14 protein-coding genes are annotated in these 15497 nt (G+C 58.7%); 4 read left to right on the top strand and 10 right to left on the bottom strand.

Annotated features, from left to right (window positions below; all coding sequences use genetic code 11):
* Positions 1–345: 345 nt before the first annotated feature.
* From aceA to ACP7EW_RS01445, 8 genes are all read right to left on the bottom strand, one after another.
* The gene (gene aceA, locus ACP7EW_RS01480; RefSeq protein WP_003174717.1) at positions 346–1671 is read right to left on the bottom strand and encodes an isocitrate lyase; all 1326 of its coding nucleotides are present in this window, start codon (positions 1669–1671) and stop codon (positions 346–348) included.
* A gap of 490 nt (positions 1672–2161) precedes the next feature.
* Positions 2162–2899 carry a secretin N-terminal domain-containing protein gene (locus ACP7EW_RS01475; protein WP_426214810.1) on the bottom strand — a complete coding sequence of 246 codons (738 nt, stop codon included), beginning with the start codon at positions 2897–2899 and terminating at the stop codon, positions 2162–2164.
* A 135-nt stretch (positions 2900–3034) separates the two neighbouring features.
* Positions 3035–3457 (bottom strand): GNAT family N-acetyltransferase, encoded by a 423-nt coding sequence (locus ACP7EW_RS01470; RefSeq protein ID WP_426214808.1) that lies wholly within the window; start codon positions 3455–3457, stop codon positions 3035–3037.
* On the bottom strand, positions 3450–4616 hold the full coding sequence (locus ACP7EW_RS01465; protein ID WP_426214806.1) for a JmjC domain-containing protein: 1167 nt from the start codon (positions 4614–4616) through the stop codon (positions 3450–3452). The genes ACP7EW_RS01470 and ACP7EW_RS01465 overlap by 8 nt, the downstream gene beginning before the upstream one ends.
* Positions 4617–4700: 84 nt before the next feature.
* On the bottom strand, positions 4701–6071 hold the full coding sequence (gene purB / locus ACP7EW_RS01460; RefSeq protein WP_177113304.1) for an adenylosuccinate lyase: 1371 nt from the start codon (positions 6069–6071) through the stop codon (positions 4701–4703).
* 125 nt (positions 6072–6196) lie between these two features.
* A complete protein-coding gene (gene hflD, locus ACP7EW_RS01455; RefSeq protein WP_016975539.1) occupies positions 6197–6820 on the bottom strand; it encodes a high frequency lysogenization protein HflD in 624 nt (207 codons plus the stop codon).
* Positions 6817–7941: a tRNA 2-thiouridine(34) synthase MnmA gene (mnmA, locus tag ACP7EW_RS01450; RefSeq protein ID WP_426214803.1), complete on the bottom strand. Its 1125-nt coding sequence runs from the start codon at positions 7939–7941 to the stop codon at positions 6817–6819. Before mnmA ends, hflD begins: the two co-directional genes overlap by 4 nt.
* Positions 7942–8000: 59 nt before the next feature.
* Positions 8001–8447 carry an NUDIX hydrolase gene (locus ACP7EW_RS01445; protein ID WP_426214801.1) on the bottom strand — a complete coding sequence of 149 codons (447 nt, stop codon included), beginning with the start codon at positions 8445–8447 and terminating at the stop codon, positions 8001–8003.
* A gap of 167 nt (positions 8448–8614) precedes the next feature.
* Between ACP7EW_RS01445 and ACP7EW_RS01440 the strand changes: the two genes are divergently transcribed.
* Complete coding sequence (locus tag ACP7EW_RS01440; protein WP_426214799.1) at positions 8615–9592, top strand: DMT family transporter; 978 nt, start codon at positions 8615–8617, stop codon at positions 9590–9592.
* A gap of 71 nt (positions 9593–9663) precedes the next feature.
* Complete coding sequence (locus ACP7EW_RS01435) at positions 9664–10536, top strand: LysR family transcriptional regulator (protein WP_426214797.1); 873 nt, start codon at positions 9664–9666, stop codon at positions 10534–10536.
* A gap of 57 nt (positions 10537–10593) precedes the next feature.
* Here ACP7EW_RS01435 and ACP7EW_RS01430 read toward each other — a convergent pair whose 3' ends face one another.
* Entirely contained in the window at positions 10594–12819 is a 2226-nt protein-coding gene (locus ACP7EW_RS01430) for an NADP-dependent isocitrate dehydrogenase (protein ID WP_426214795.1), read from the bottom strand.
* 492 nt (positions 12820–13311) lie between these two features.
* On the opposite strand from ACP7EW_RS01430, the gene icd reads away from it, so the two are divergent.
* Complete coding sequence (gene icd, locus ACP7EW_RS01425; RefSeq protein WP_426214793.1) at positions 13312–14568, top strand: NADP-dependent isocitrate dehydrogenase; 1257 nt, start codon at positions 13312–13314, stop codon at positions 14566–14568.
* A 62-nt stretch (positions 14569–14630) separates the two neighbouring features.
* Here icd and cspD read toward each other — a convergent pair whose 3' ends face one another.
* Positions 14631–14900 (bottom strand): cold shock domain-containing protein CspD, encoded by a 270-nt coding sequence (cspD, locus tag ACP7EW_RS01420; RefSeq protein ID WP_426214791.1) that lies wholly within the window; start codon positions 14898–14900, stop codon positions 14631–14633.
* A 224-nt stretch (positions 14901–15124) separates the two neighbouring features.
* Between cspD and clpS the strand changes: the two genes are divergently transcribed.
* Complete coding sequence (gene clpS, locus ACP7EW_RS01415) at positions 15125–15493, top strand: ATP-dependent Clp protease adapter ClpS (protein WP_005789091.1); 369 nt, start codon at positions 15125–15127, stop codon at positions 15491–15493.
* Positions 15494–15497 lie beyond the last annotated feature (4 nt).

Below are 15497 nucleotides of genomic sequence, written 5' to 3'. Positions count from 1 at the left end.
GAAGTTGCCGTTACTTGCTAGAGTGCCGCTTAGTTGCTGATGGGGATCTTTTAACCGATCTGATCCGGCCAAATACCGCTCTGGATCAATGTTTTGCCAAAAATCTTCTGAATGAATGCATTCCCCATGTGGGAGCGGGCTTGCTCGCGAATGCGGTGTCTCAGTCACTGATGGGCTGATTGACCCACCGCATTCGCGAGCAAGCCCGCTCCCACATTTTGATCTTCATTGTGTCAGGAGGCTTCTTAGCGCCCAAAAAAACGCCCCGAACAGGTCGGGGCGTGATTGTTGTGCGGCACTGCGGTTAGGTCTTCCTTGGGGTCGCAGTGGCCGTGAACGCGGTGCTTAGTGGAACTGCTCTTCTTCGGTCGAGCCGGTCAGTGCGGTCACGGACGAGGTGCCGCCCTGGATCACGGTGGTCATGTCGTCGAAGTAGCCGGTGCCCACTTCCTGCTGGTGAGCCACGAAGGTGTAGCCTTTGGCGGCGTCGGCGAACTCCTGCTCTTGCAGCTTCACGTAGGCGGTCATGTCGTTACGGGCGTAGTCGTGCGCCAGGTTGAACATGCTGTGCCACATGTTGTGAATGCCGGCCAGGGTGATGAACTGGTGCTTGTAGCCCATGGCGGACAGTTCACGCTGGAACTTGGCGATGGTCGCGTCGTCCAGGTTCTTCTTCCAGTTGAAGGAAGGCGAGCAGTTGTAGGACAGCAGTTGGTCCGGGTATTCCTTCTTGATCGCCTCGGCGAAGCGGCGGGCTTCATCCAGGTCCGGCTTGGCGGTTTCGCACCAGATCAGGTCGGCGTACGGCGCGTAGGCCAGGCCGCGAGCAATCGCCTGGTCCAGGCCGGCACGTACCTTGTAGAAACCTTCCTGGGTGCGCTCACCGGTCACGAATGGCTGGTCGTACGGGTCGCAGTCCGAAGTCAGCAGGTCAGCAGCGTTGGCGTCGGTACGCGCCAGGATGATGGTCGGAGTACCGGCAACGTCAGCAGCCAAGCGGGCAGCGGTGAGCTTTTGTACGGCTTCCTGGGTTGGCACCAATACTTTGCCGCCCATGTGGCCACATTTCTTCACCGAAGCAAGCTGGTCTTCGAAGTGCACGCCGGCAGCGCCAGCCTCGATCATGCTCTTCATCAATTCGTAGGCGTTCAGCACGCCGCCGAAACCGGCTTCCGCGTCAGCCACGATCGGCGCGAAGTAGTCGATGTAGCCTTCGTCGCCTGGGTTCTTGCCGGCTTTCCACTGGATCTGGTCGGCACGGCGGAACGAGTTGTTGATGCGCTTGACCACGGTTGGGACCGAGTCCACCGGGTACAGCGATTGGTCGGGGTACATGGATTCAGCGGAGTTGTTGTCCGCTGCCACTTGCCAGCCGGACAGGTAGATCGCCTGGATACCGGCTTTCACCTGTTGCACTGCCTGGCCGCCAGTGAGGGCGCCCATGCAGTTGACGAAATCTTTGTCGGGACGGAAGGAAGGCTTGGCACCTTGGGTCACCAGGTTCCACAGCTTCTCGGCGCCGAGTTTTGCAAAGGTGTGCTCAGGTTGAACCGAGCCACGCAGGCGGACGACGTCAGCAGCGGAATAAGCGCGGGTCACGCCTTTCCAGCGTGGGTTTTCAGCCCAGTCTTTTTCGAGGGCTGCAATTTGCTGTTCGCGTGTCAGTGCCATGGAAGTAAACCTCGTCGCGTCTTCTTGTGTTGGAAAAATCCATTTGCCAGCCCTGCATTCAAATGCGTGGGCAGGGCTGCTCGCTGACCAGAAGCTTAGGCGGTCATGTCGGGTCTGGCGGGGAATGCGACGGGATGAACGATTGGCGAGAGGGGCGGTAGGTAAAGGCGGGCCGCGAACAGTCTGAGGGCGTCGTGGGCCCTTGGGTGTTCAACAGCGTGTAGCCGGGTTACCTGGTTAGCTTCCGTCCCTCGGGACAACTTCGTTCCAGTCGCAACCTCGTCAAACACGCCTTGTGGGCGGTACAGACACGAATCGGCTCAGGTGGGTAGCTTGGAGCGGCGATCCGAAGGCCCTTGCCAGGGCCCCTGATTAGCGGGAGCGAGGCCATCATGCCCATGCTTTTTTGGATCGTCAAATGTTTTGTAGTGCTTTTTTTCAAGCACTACATCTTTAGTCTAATACGACTCATCAGTCAGTTTTTGGTGCTTCAGTTCAGGGTATCGACCTTGACCCGCACAGTCAGGTCATCGCGCCCCTGAGTAGAGTAGGTGCGGGTTGTAGAGGATTTGTCGGCCTGGGTTTCGCGATTGATGCCGGCCAGGGGAATCCACTCGCCCAGTCGCCCGCTGACGGTTGTGTCGGTACTTTGAACATTCACTACATCGGGATGTTCCTGGCTCATGCGGTCACGGTTGGTACTGATGGCCAGGTGCACGGTTTCGCCGGTGACGCTCGCCGTCACGTAGAAACCCTGAGTGACGTTGCGATACTGGGTCTGGTTCTGCAGGCGGCCGTAGCTGTCTTGCTGGGTGGTGGTCAGTGGGACGCTCTGGCCGACCTGGATCAGCGCGGGCACGCCTTCGCTGGCCTGGATCTGCTGGATCCCGCCGTCGCGGCTGGCGGTGCCGTAGCTGATGATGCGGGTCTGGCTGTCGCCGCTGTTCTGTTGGTTGTTTTCGTTGGTGTCGACGGTGATCAGCAGCCGCTTGGCCGGTGTGTCGAGTTGGGAGAGCAGGGCGCGCAAGTCCTGGATCTTGGCGGGGTCGGCGTTGACAATAAGCTGGTTGCCGTAGGCGCTGACGGTGCCGTCCTTGCCGATGAAGTTCTGCGCTACAGGCAGCAAATCGGCGCTGGTGCGGTTGCTCAGGTTGACGACTTCAGTGTCAGCCATGGCCGAAACGCTGGCGGTCAGGAGAAGGGCAGTGAGCAGGGTGCGTAGGGACATGTCCGTTATCTCTGCGAGTCATTAGGCTGGATAGTGCCAGTTTGTCGGCCTGGCTGGTCGCAAATTGAATTCTAGACGGCAAAACACCCTGACATCGGGAGATGGCAGGGTGTTTATTTGTAGCAGATGGGAGGTTTAACCCCCGCGCACCATGTCCACATGCGGAATCCCGACTTCAAGGAATTCGTCACTGACGATCTTGAAGCCCAGTCGCTCATAGAACGGCGCTGCATACACCTGCGCACTCAGGAACTGCTTGGCCTGGCCGCGTTGCTCGGCCACGCCGATCACCGCTTCCATCAGCTTGTCGCCGACCTTCAGCCCGCGCCAGTCCTTGAGTACCGACACGCGTCCGATCTCGCCGCTGGGCAGCAGGCGCGCGGTGCCAATCGGAAAATCACCTTCGAATGCAAGAAAATGCACTGCGCCCGCGTCATCCGCGTCCCATTCCAGCTCCGGTGGAACCGATTGCTCAGCGATAAACACCGCTTCACGAATGCGCCGAATCTCGGCGATATCCTTTTGCCAGTCCGCGACACTTACGTGAATCTTATTCATCGGCAAATCCCAGGCTTCCTTGCTTGACCAATTCGCACAGCAGATCACGACCGTCTTCGTCCGCCAGCCACGGGCCGAGGTTTTCGGCGTGCAGGGCGTCGGCGGCGCAGATCAGCTTGAGCAGTTCGCGCAGCTTGCCCGGCAGGTAACGGCTTTGGCCGCTGGCGAACAGCAGCACATCATCGTCGACTTCCGACCAAGCCATGCGCGCGCTTGGGTTGCGCACCAGGATCGCGCCGTCTTGCAGGCTGTTGACGAAATCTTCTTCGCCCAATTCTTCACCGGCCACCAGTTCAGGATAGCGCGGTTCGGTCATGAACTGGCCAAACCAGGTCAGCAGCATGCGTTCGTCGCTCATGTGCTCGGCCAGCAGGCTCTTGAGGCGGTCAAGCGCGTCGCTCTGGATCTGGTGCGGGTCGCTGACCGGCTGGGCGTCGGCGTCGGTGTAGCGTTCTTCGTCAGTCAGGTATTGGCTGAGGAAGTCGGTGAAGTGGGTCAGCACTTCAGCGGCACTTGGCGCGCGGAAACCCACGGAGTAGGTCATGCAGTCATCTTCAGCAATACCGAAGTGCGCCAGGCGCGGCGGTAGGTAAAGCATGTCGCCCGGTTCCAGGACCCACTCGGCGCTCTCTTCGAATTCAGCGAGGATCCGCAGGTCGGCGTGCTGCAACAGCGGGCTTTCCGAGTTGCACATCTGGCCGATTTTCCAGTTGCGCTTGCCTTGGGCTTGCAGCAGGAACACATCGTAGTTGTCGAAGTGCGGACCGACGCTGCCACCCGGCGCGGCGAAGCTGATCATCACATCGTCGATGCGCCAGCTTGGCAGGAAGCGGAACTGCTCGAGCAATTCGGCCACTTCCGGCACGAACTGGTCAACGGCCTGCACCAGCAGGGTCCACTCACGCTCGGGCAGGGTGCTGAAGGCATCTTCAGCAAACGGGCCGCGGCGCAGTTCCCACGGACGCTCGCCGTGTTCGATCACCAGGCGCGACTCGACTTCTTCTTCCAGGGCCAGGCCGGCGAGTTCGTCGGCGTCGATCGGGCTTTCGAAATCAGGGATGGCTTGACGGATCAGCAGCGGCTTTTTCTGCCAGTAGTCGCGCAGGAATTCCCGTGCTGTGATGCCGCCCAGAAGTTGAAGAGGGATATCAGGATTCATGTGTAACCTATTGAAAAAAAGCACTTTTCAGACTGGAATAAAAACGCCCGGCGCGGCCGGGCGTCTCAAAGGGTCAAGCAGCGATCAGATACGCTTGGCTTGCTCTACAGCGTTGCCGATGTAGTTGGCCGGGGTCAGCAGTTTCAGCTCGGCCTTGGCCGCGGCTGGCATGTCCAGGCCGTCGATGAAAGTTTGCAGTGCGTCAGAGGTGATGCCCTTGCCGCGCGTCAACTCTTTCAGCTTCTCGTACGGGTTTTCGATGTTGTAGCGGCGCATCACGGTCTGGATCGGCTCGGCCAGGACTTCCCAGCACGCGTCCAGGTCAGCGGCGATCTTCTGCTCATTGAGCTCAAGCTTGCTGATGCCTTTGAGGCTGGCTTCGTACGCGATCACGCTGTGAGCGAAGCCCACGCCGAGGTTGCGCAGTACGGTGGAGTCGGTCAGGTCGCGCTGCCAGCGGGAGATCGGCAACTTGCTGGCCAGGTGCTGGAACAGGGCGTTGGCGATGCCGAGGTTGCCTTCGGAGTTTTCGAAGTCGATCGGGTTGACCTTGTGCGGCATGGTCGACGAACCGATTTCACCGGCAATGGTGCGCTGCTTGAAGTAGCCCAGGGAGATGTAGCCCCAGATATCGCGATCGAAGTCGATCAGGATGGTGTTGAAGCGCGCAATGGCGTCGAACAGCTCGGCGATGTAGTCGTGCGGCTCGATCTGCGTGGTGTACGGGTTGAAACCCAGGCCCAGCTCGTCTTCGATGAAGGCGCGGGCGTTGGCTTCCCAGTCGATCTCAGGGTAGGCCGACAGGTGGGCGTTGTAGTTGCCTACGGCGCCGTTGATCTTGCCCAGCAGCGGCACGGCCGCCACTTGAGCGATCTGACGCTCCAGGCGGTACACCACGTTGGCCAATTCTTTGCCCAGGGTGGTCGGCGACGCCGGCTGGCCGTGGGTGCGCGACAGCATCGGCACGTCGGCGAAGCGGATGGCCAGTTCGCGGATGGCGTTGGCGGTCTGGCGCATCAGCGGCAGCATCACGTCATCACGGCCTTCGCGCAGCATCAGGGCGTGGGACAGGTTGTTGATGTCCTCGCTGGTGCAGGCAAAGTGGATGAACTCGCTGACCTGGGCCAGTTCCGGCAGCTTGGCCGCTTGCTCTTTGAGCAGGTATTCGATGGCTTTGACGTCGTGGTTGGTGGTGCGCTCGATCTCTTTCACACGCTCGGCGTGCTCCAGGGAGAAGTTTTCCGCCAGGGTGTTCAATACAGCGTTGGCTTCGGCGGAAAACGCCGGCACTTCACTGATGGCAGGGTGAGCGGCCAGGCGCTGGAGCCAGCGCACTTCAACCAGCACGCGAGCACGGATCAGGCCGTATTCGCTGAAAATAGGGCGCAGGGCCTGGGTTTTGCCGGCGTAGCGGCCGTCAACAGGGGAAACCGCAGTGAGCGAAGAGAGCTGCATGGGGTGTTCTCGGACAGTCGGGCAACGAAATGGGGCGCGTATCATACATGAAAAAATCCGCCGGTCCGTCGCCAACTGACCGGCGTATTACGCGTAACGGCTTGAAAATAGCCTGCTGGTGCGACTTATTCGTTGCGCATCAACGGGTAAAGCTCTTTGAGCAATTTGCGGCGGCTGATCACCAACTGCCAACGATGACCGCCCAACTGACGCCACAACCGCGCCGAACGAATACCGGCCAGGAGCAGGGCGCGGATTTTCGAGGCGTTGTTCGGTTGCTGCAGGTTGCGCATGTCGCCGTGCACCTGGATCCGCTGGCGCAAGGTGCTCAAGGTGTCTTGGTACAGCGCACCACAGGCCGCGATCACGTTTTCGTGAGCTGGGCCGAAGTGTTCCACTTGGGATTGGATCTGCGGCAAGCGCTTGCCGATGACCTCCAGCATGTCGTCGCGCTTGGCCAGTTGACGCTCAAGGCCGAGCATCGACAGCGCATAGCGCAACGGCTCGCGCTGCAAGGTGCTCGGGTCGCGCTCAAGGGCGCCGATCAGCGCGCGGTAACCTTCACGCAGTGCGATATCGTCGCCGCCGTAGACTTCCAGCGTGTCCTTGGGGTCGCGGATCAGCAGGCTGCCGAGCATGCAGGTCAGGCCGGCTTCGGTGACCTGGCCGGTCTTGGCGATCTTGTCCACCAGCACGGCGGCGAGAAAGACCCCGCCCAGCGCCGTCAATTGCTCCTGGGTCGGGCTCATGCCGATTTGCTCCAGGCTTCGGCCACTTCGATCACGCCGCCGCCCAGGCAGATTTCACCGTCGTAGAACACCACCGACTGGCCAGGCGTGACCGCGCGTTGCGGGTCATCGAAGATAGCGCGGTAGCCGGTGGCGGTTTTTTCCAGGGTGCAGGATTGGTCGCTCTGGCGATAACGCACTTTGGCAGTCAGGCGGCGCGGGGTGCTCAGGTCGATCGGGTTGACCCAATAGATTTCCGAAGCGAGCAGGGCGCCGGAGAACAGCAGTGGATGCTCGTTGCCTTGGCCGACGATCAGCACGTTGTTTTCCAGGTCCTTGACCAGCACGTACCACGGCTCTTCACCTGCATCTTTCAAGCCGCCGATGCCCAGGCCCTGGCGTTGGCCGATGGTGTGGTACATCAGGCCATGGTGACGGCCGATGACTTCACCTTCGGTGGTGTGGATTTCGCCCGGTTGCGCTGGCAGGTACTGCTTGAGGAAGTCGCTGAAGCGGCGCTCGCCGATAAAGCAGATCCCGGTGGAATCCTTCTTCTTGGCGGTGGCCAGGCCGTGTTTCTCGGCAATCTTGCGCACTTCGGGTTTTTCCAGCTCGCCCACCGGGAACAGGGTCTTGGCGATCTGTTCACCGCCGACGGCGTGCAGGAAATAGCTCTGGTCCTTGTTCGGGTCCAGGCCCTTGAGCAGTTCGGTGCGGCCATCGATATCGCGACGGCGCACGTAGTGGCCAGTGGCGATCAAATCGGCGCCGAGCATCATGGCGTAGTCGAGGAACGCCTTGAACTTGATTTCACGGTTACACAGGATGTCCGGGTTCGGCGTGCGGCCGGCCTTGTATTCGGCCAGGAAGTGCTCGAACACGTTGTCCCAATACTCGGCGGCGAAGTTGGCGGTGTGCAGCTTGATACCGATCTTGTCGCACACGGCCTGGGCGTCCGCCAGGTCGTCCATGGCGGTGCAGTATTCCGTTCCATCGTCTTCTTCCCAGTTCTTCATGAACAGGCCTTCCACCTCATAACCCTGCTCCATGAGCAGAACGGCGGAAACGGAAGAATCCACGCCGCCGGACATGCCGACGATGACGCGCTTCTTTTGTGTGTCAGAAGGGGCTGGATCACGCATAGGGTTTCAACGGGTGTCTTGAAAAAGGACGCGATTCTATCAGGCTCAGGCCTTCAAGGCTAAAGAGAAGGGCGGATCAATTCGAGACTGTGGCGCTGACCGGCCAGATAATCATCGATACAGCGGATGATCAGCTCGCTGCGCCAGTCGTTGCGCAGTTCCATCAGTTCGTCACGGGTCAGCCAACGGGCGCGGAGGATGCCTTCGTCGAGTTGATAGTCTGGGTGGTGTTTCAAGGCCTTGGCGATGAAGCAGACACGTTGATAGGTCACACCGTTGCTGGGGGCGGTGTACAGGTAAATGCCGACGATGCCGGTGGCTTCGACGTCCCAGCCGGTTTCCTCGAGGGTTTCGCGCACGGCGGCTTCCGTGAGGGTTTCATGCGGGTCGAGGTGGCCGGCGGGCTGGTTGAGCACGGCGCAGCCGCCCTTGAGTTCCTCCACCATGAGGAAGCGGCCGTTGTCCTCAACGATAGTGGCGACGGTGATGTGGGGTTGCCAGGTCATAAGCGGCCTCGAGGATGATGTGGCTGGAGAAACTTGGTCAATGTGTGGCTTGCCTGCGATGGCGGTGGGTCAGTTGCAGCTATATCGGCTGGCAGACAGCTATCGCAGGCAAGCCAGCTCCCACATTTTGATTGGGGTTCTTCAGTGAGTCTGCATAAGCAATCTGCATGATGAACCTGACATTTTATGATTTTACGGATGCCAGGGCCTGGCGCAGTTTACCTCTTCAAGTCAATTTGGAGAGTGTCATGAGTCCGGTTGCCCACAAAAGCTACGAAGTACGTCTCACCTCGCCGCTACCCATTGCCTTCATTCTGCTGTGGAGTTCCGGTTATATCGGCGGCGCCTTCGGCGTGCGTTATGGCGAGCCGTTCACCATGACGTTCTACCGATTTGGCCTGGCGGCGCTGGTTTTCCTGGGAGTTGCACTCGCGATTAATGCGCAATGGCCGAAAAAGCTGAAGCCTTACCTTCACGCTGCTGCAGTTGGGTTACTTCTGCAGGCGTTGCAGTTCGGTGGCCTGTACACCGGCATCAGTCAGGGCGTTCCAGCAGGGCAAGCCGCGCTGATCGTCGGGCTGATGCCGGTATTTGTCGTGGTCGGTGCTTTTTTCTTTTTAGGTGAGCAATTGAGTTGGCGCGACCTGCCGGGGTCCATCCTGGGCGTCGGCGGTGTGGTTATTGTCGTAGCCAGCAGCCTTTTCGGCTCCGAGGCGTCACTAGCCGGATATGGCGCAGTGGGCCTGGCGTTGTTGGGTATCACGTTAGGCACGCTCTATCAGAAGCGTTTTCTAGGTGGCGTGAACCTGTGGGTGGGCTGCTTCATTCAGATGGTTGTCGCGTCGCTGGTTATGTTGCTGCTGGCCTACACCACCGAAACCATGCGCGTGACCGAATGGGCGCCATTTGCAGCGTCGATAGCCTGGATCACGTTGATGAACTCCGTTGGGGCGCTAACGCTGCTGTATTTGATGATTCGCCGGGGGGAGGCAAGTAAGGCGACTAACTTGTTTCATGTTATTCCGGCGGTCACGCAGATCATGGCGTCGCTAGTGTTGGGTGAAGTGCCGAGTGCGGTGGCGATTGTGGGGTTTGTTGTTTCGGCGGTTGGGGTTTATTTGATGAATCATTTGCGGGCGAAGTGAGTGGTATTGACAGAAACGCCAGGTGCCTTGCACTAATGTTTGGCGTATTTACTCACTCGCATTGGTGTGTCATGAGAGTCAATCTTGATATTCAGTCGCTGCGCAGTTTTCTCAAGGTCGCTGAGTTGGGTAGTTTTACTCGGGCCGCGCAGGCGCTGAGCCTGACTCAGCCGGCGATCAGTCAGCAGATTCGGCGGTTGGAGGATTTGCTAGGTGTCGAGCTTTTTGCTCGCGACAACCGTCAGGTGTTGCTCACGCTTGAGGGTGAGCGCCTGACCGGCTACGCCCAGCAGATGGTTAGCGTCAACGATAAAGTGGGGAGCCTGTTTGATGTCAGTCGCACTCAGGAGTCCGTGACGCTGGGCATTCCCGAGTATTTCAGCGAGGAGATCCTGCAGCGTGTTATTCCTGCTGTCGTGCTTGAATTGCCCGCAGTGCGAATTGTGGTCAAAGTGGCGCGATCCACAGTGCTCGCGGAGGCTTTCAATGAGGGGCGAGTCGATATTCTCCTGATGATTGACGAGTTGAAAAAAGTCGCTGGACAGCCTTTGCACGAGCTTTCGTTGGTATGGCTGGGTGGTGAGCGTGGAGCAGCCCTGTTGGCTGGTCAGGAAGTGGCGCTGGCCTTGTTCAAGGCGCCCTGCGTGTTCAGGAGCCTGGCGATTCGACGCCTTGAAGAGAGTGGAGTCAAATGGCGCTGTGTGTACGAGTGTGAAGACCTGATGTCATTGCGTTCGGCGGTCCACGCAGGGGTTGGCGTGACGCTTCTGCCTTGGTTCGCCCAAGTGCAGGGCTTGAATAAGCTGGACGCGCTCGCGCATTTTCCGGCGTTGCCCGGATTTGGTGTGGAGCTTAAGCAGAGGGTGGGCTGGGAGCCTTGGTACAGGCCTCAGTTGTTAGCAATTATCGAGGCGGCGTGGCGCGAGGAGTACGGCGCTGCATGAATGCTAAAAACACAAACCCCGGCACCAGGCCGGGGTTTATGATGTCACCTCACAACCTTACTTCAACTTGGCAATCGCCGCATTGAGGGTGTTGCTCGGGCGCATGGCCTTGCTGGTCAGCTCCGGGTTCGGCGCGTAGTAGCCACCGATGTCCACTGGCTTGCCCTGTACTGCGTTGAGCTCGGCGACGATGGTCGCTTCGTTCGCGGTCAGGGTTTTTGCCAGTTCGCCGAACTGCGCTTGCAGTGCAGTGTCTTCGCTCTGGGCGGCCAGGGCTTGAGCCCAGTACAGCGCCAGGTAGAAGTGGCTGCCGCGGTTGTCGATGTTGCCGACTTTGCGCGATGGCGACTTGTTGTTGTCGAGGAACTGGCCGGTGGCCTGATCCAGGGTCTTGGACAGTACCAGGGCTTTCGGGTTGTTGTACGTCACACCCAAATGCTCAAGGGAAGCGGCCAGGGCCAGGAACTCGCCCAGGGAATCCCAGCGCAGGAAGTTCTCTTCCACCAGTTGCTGCACGTGCTTTGGAGCCGAACCGCCGGCGCCGGTTTCGAACAGGCCACCGCCGTTCATCAGTGGCACGATAGACAGCATCTTGGCGCTGGTACCCAGTTCCATGATCGGGAACAGGTCGGTCAGGTAGTCGCGCAGTACGTTGCCGGTCACCGAGATGGTGTCCAGGCCCTTGCGGGTGCGCTCCAGGGTGAACTTCATCGCGTCGACCGGCGACATGATGCGGATGTCCAGGCCTTCGGTATTGTGGTCTTTCAGGTAAGCCTGAACTTTCTCGACCACGACGCCGTCGTGAGCACGCTTAGGGTCCAGCCAGAAAATAGCCGGGGTGTTGCTGGCGCGGGCACGGTTGACGGCCAGTTTGACCCAGTCCTGGATCGGCGCGTCTTTGGTCTGGCACATGCGGAAGATGTCGCCGGCTTCGACTTTCTGTTCCATCAGCAGGTTGCCCTTGCTGTCGGTGACGCGGACTACGCCGTCAGCCTTGATCTGGAACGTCTTGTCGTGGGAGCCGTACTCTTCGGCTTTTTTCGCCATCAGGCCAACGTTCGGCACGCTGCCCATGGTAGTTGGGTCGAAGGCGCCATTGGCCTTGCAGTCTTCGATGACCGCTTGATAGATGGTGGCGTAGCAGCGATCCGGGATCACGGCCTTGGTGTCGTGCAGCTGGCCGTCGGTGCCCCACATCTTGCCGGAGTCACGGATCATGGCTGGCATCGAGGCGTCGACGATGACGTCGCTCGGCACGTGCAGGTTGGTGATGCCTTTGTCGGAGTTGACCATCGCCAGGGAAGGGCGAGCCGCGTAAACGGCCTGGATGTCAGCTTCGATCTGCGCTTGCTGGTCGGCCGGCAGGGCCTTGATGCGAGCGTACAGGTCGCCGATGCCGTTGTTCAGGTTGAAGCCGATCTGCTCCAGCACGGTGGCGTGCTTGGCCAGGGCGTCTTTATAGAACTCGGCAACGATCTGGCCGAACATGATCGGGTCGGAGACCTTCATCATGGTGGCTTTCAGGTGAACCGACAGCAGCACGCCTTGCTTCTTGGCGTCTTCGATTTCAGCGGCGATGAACGCACGCAGGGCTTTCTTGCTCAGTACGGCGGTGTCGATGATTTCGCCGGCCTGTACCGAAGTCTTTTCTTTCAGGACAGTCGCGGTGCCGTCTTGAGCGATCAGCTCGATTTTGACAGCGTCAGCGGCTTCGATTTGCACGGCTTTTTCGCTGCCGTAGAAATCGCCACTGTTCATGTGGGCAATGTGCGACTTGGAGTCCGCAGCCCAGGCGCCCATCTTGTGCGGGTGCTTGCGTGCGTAGTTCTTGACCGACAGCGGTGCGCGGCGGTCGGAGTTGCCTTCGCGCAGTACCGGGTTCACGGCGCTGCCCTTGACCTTGTCGTAACGTGCACGGGTTTCTTTTTCCGCATCGGTGGTTACGGTTTCCGGGTAGTCCGGCAGGGCGTAGCCCTGGGCCTGCAGTTCCTTGATCGCGGCTTGCAGCTGCGGGGTCGAGGCGCTGATGTTAGGCAGCTTGATGATGTTGGCTTCAGGCGTAACGGCCAGGTCGCCCAGTTCGGCGAGGTGGTCCGGGATAGCCTTGGCGCCCAGTTGCTCGGGGAAGCTTGCGAGGATGCGCGCGGCGAGGGAGATGTCGCGGGTTTCCACGGCAATATCAGCGGAAGCGGTGAAGGCCTCTACGATAGGCAGCAGTGAATAGGTGGCGAGGGCCGGGGCTTCGTCGGTGAAGGTGTAGATGATCTTCGAGCGGGTGGGCATATTCGGATTAACTCTCTTCTTTGCTGAAAGCGTGCGCAGAAACTCGAGATGCGCCGGGTGGAGCGCGTTCGTTCAAAGTCATCCATGAGCGAAATGTCGAGGTTTCTTCGCGGTGATGTTGGGTTGCATCAGTCGAGCGTCAAGCGTTTGGACTATTGTAATAGTCCTGCTTTCTGGCTGAGGGCTTCTGTCTAGAGCGGTCAACCGTCGTGACTCTTTGGTCAGCGGCGGCATTATACATAGGTCGCTATGCTTACGCCGAGCCTTCATACAAAAGGTGTGTCGTCCATTGGTCTAAAGGTCGCAGGGCCCAGGTTGCTGCCAAAGTCGCACGATATGCTCAAGATTGGCGATTTGCCTTTGCTTTCAGGCTTGTAGGCGACAAATTATGCTGTTTTCGATGCAAATGAGCATGGCGTGAGGTTTCAGTCGCCATTTATCTGGAGTAGGCTCGAACGCAGCCAGATGTTCAATCCATAGATGGAGTTCAGCATGGGATACAAGAAGATTCAGGTTCCGGCAGTCGGCGACAAAATCACCGTCAATGCAGACCATTCTCTCAATGTTCCTGACCAACCGATCATTCCTTATATCGAAGGTGACGGTATCGGCGTCGACATCAGCCCGGTGATGATCAAGGTGGTCGACGCAGCTGTTGAAAAGGCCTACGGCGGCAAGCGAAAAATCTCCTGGATGGAGGTATATGCCGGTGAAAAGGCGACTCAAGTCTACGACCAGGACACCTGGCTGCCTCAGGAAACCCTGGATGCGGTCAAGGATTACGTGGTTTCCATCAAAGGGCCGCTTACCACACCGGTCGGCGGCGGCATCCGTTCGTTGAACGTGGCCCTGCGCCAACAACTCGATCTATATGTGTGCCTGCGCCCGGTGCGTTGGTTCGAAGGCGTACCCAGCCCGGTCAAGAAGCCTGGCGATGTGGACATGACCATCTTCCGTGAAAACTCCGAAGACATTTACGCCGGGATCGAGTGGAAGGCCGGTTCGCCCGAGGCGATCAAGGTGATCAAGTTCCTCAAGGAAGAAATGGGCGTGACCAAGATCCGTTTCGACCAGGATTGCGGGATTGGCGTGAAGCCCGTCTCCAAGGAAGGGACCAAGCGCCTGGCGCGTAAAGCCCTGCAATATGTAGTGGATAACGACCGCGACTCACTGACCATCGTGCACAAAGGCAACATCATGAAGTTCACCGAAGGGGCCTTCAAGGAGTGGGCCTATGAAGTGGCAGCTGAAGAATTTAGCGCGACGCTGCTGGATGGCGGCCCGTGGATGCAGTTCAAGAACCCCAAGACCGGCAAGAACGTGGTGGTCAAGGACGCCATTGCCGACGCCATGCTCCAGCAGATCCTGCTGCGTCCGGCCGAGTATGATGTGATCGCGACGCTTAACCTGAATGGGGATTACCTGTCTGACGCCTTGGCGGCGGAGGTGGGCGGTATCGGTATTGCGCCGGGCGCGAACCTGTCGGACACCGTGGCGATGTTCGAGGCGACCCACGGTACTGCGCCTAAATATGCGGGCAAGGATCAGGTGAATCCGGGATCGTTGATTTTGTCGGCCGAGATGATGCTGCGGCACATGGGTTGGACCGAGGCGGCGGATTTGATCATCAAGGGCACCAATGGCGCGATTTCGGCCAAGACGGTGACCTATGACTTCGAGCGTCTGATGGACGGTGCCACCCTGGTTTCTTCGTCTGGCTTCGGGGATGCGCTGATCTCGCATATGTAAGGCGACGGGGGGTAAAAAACCGGCCATACCGTAAACGGAATGGCCGGTTTTTTATTGGGCGTCTATTCGGTAGCCGAATAGGCTAATTGCTCTTTTGAATTATGAGCGACTTTGGTTGTGCCGATGGTGACTGGCGCACTGATTTCGATTGCGTGCTTGCCTTTGGGCCCCTGAATAATGTCAAAGGAGACCGGCTGCCCCGCTTTCAGCGTTTTATAACCGTCCATTTTGATCGCTGAGTAATGCGCAAAAAGGTCTTCATCCTTGCCGTCTTCAATAATGAAGCCGTACCCTTTGGCATTGTTGAACCACTTGACCTTACCGCTTGCCATGCCCATATCCCTCTGCACCAGACTCCATCACTGGAGTATCATCCAGTTTATCCGTCCTAACCCGAATAAATAAGGTTGACTGCGCGGACCTTTTTTACCCACTGTGGGTTCTATTGGTTGTAACACCGTTTCGCCGATAGTCAAGGCGACCAGTCGGTCAGAGTTGAAATTCTGACAGGTCGCCCCCACCACTGTATTTGAACCACTGACGAACCTTTCTTTCCATGCATGCAAACAGCCAGATTCGACTAACATTCAATCAGGATCGACCGGATCAGGAACATGATGACGACGGTTCTGCAGGCATTGCTGTTCAGGAGGCCAAGCCTGCCTTACAGGCGCCGCCGATGTACAAGGTGGTTTTGTTCAATGATGACTACACACCGATGGATTTCGTGGTCGAAGTACTCGAGGTGTTTTTTAACCTGAACCGCGAGTTGGCGACCAAGGTAATGCTGGCCGTTCACACAGAAGGACGGGCAGTATGTGGAGTGTTTACCCGCGACATCGCCGAGACAAAGGCCATGCAGGTCAACCAGTACGCCAGGGAAAGCCAGCATCCGCTACTCTGTGAAATCGAGAAGGACGGTTAACGCC

The organism is Pseudomonas sp. DWRC2-2, from assembly GCF_049897885.1.
Taxonomy (GTDB): domain Bacteria; phylum Pseudomonadota; class Gammaproteobacteria; order Pseudomonadales; family Pseudomonadaceae; genus Aquipseudomonas; species Aquipseudomonas azotoformans_A.
The sequence above is the reverse complement of the archived record's forward strand: the minus strand, read 5'-3'. Positions and strand labels throughout refer to the sequence as shown.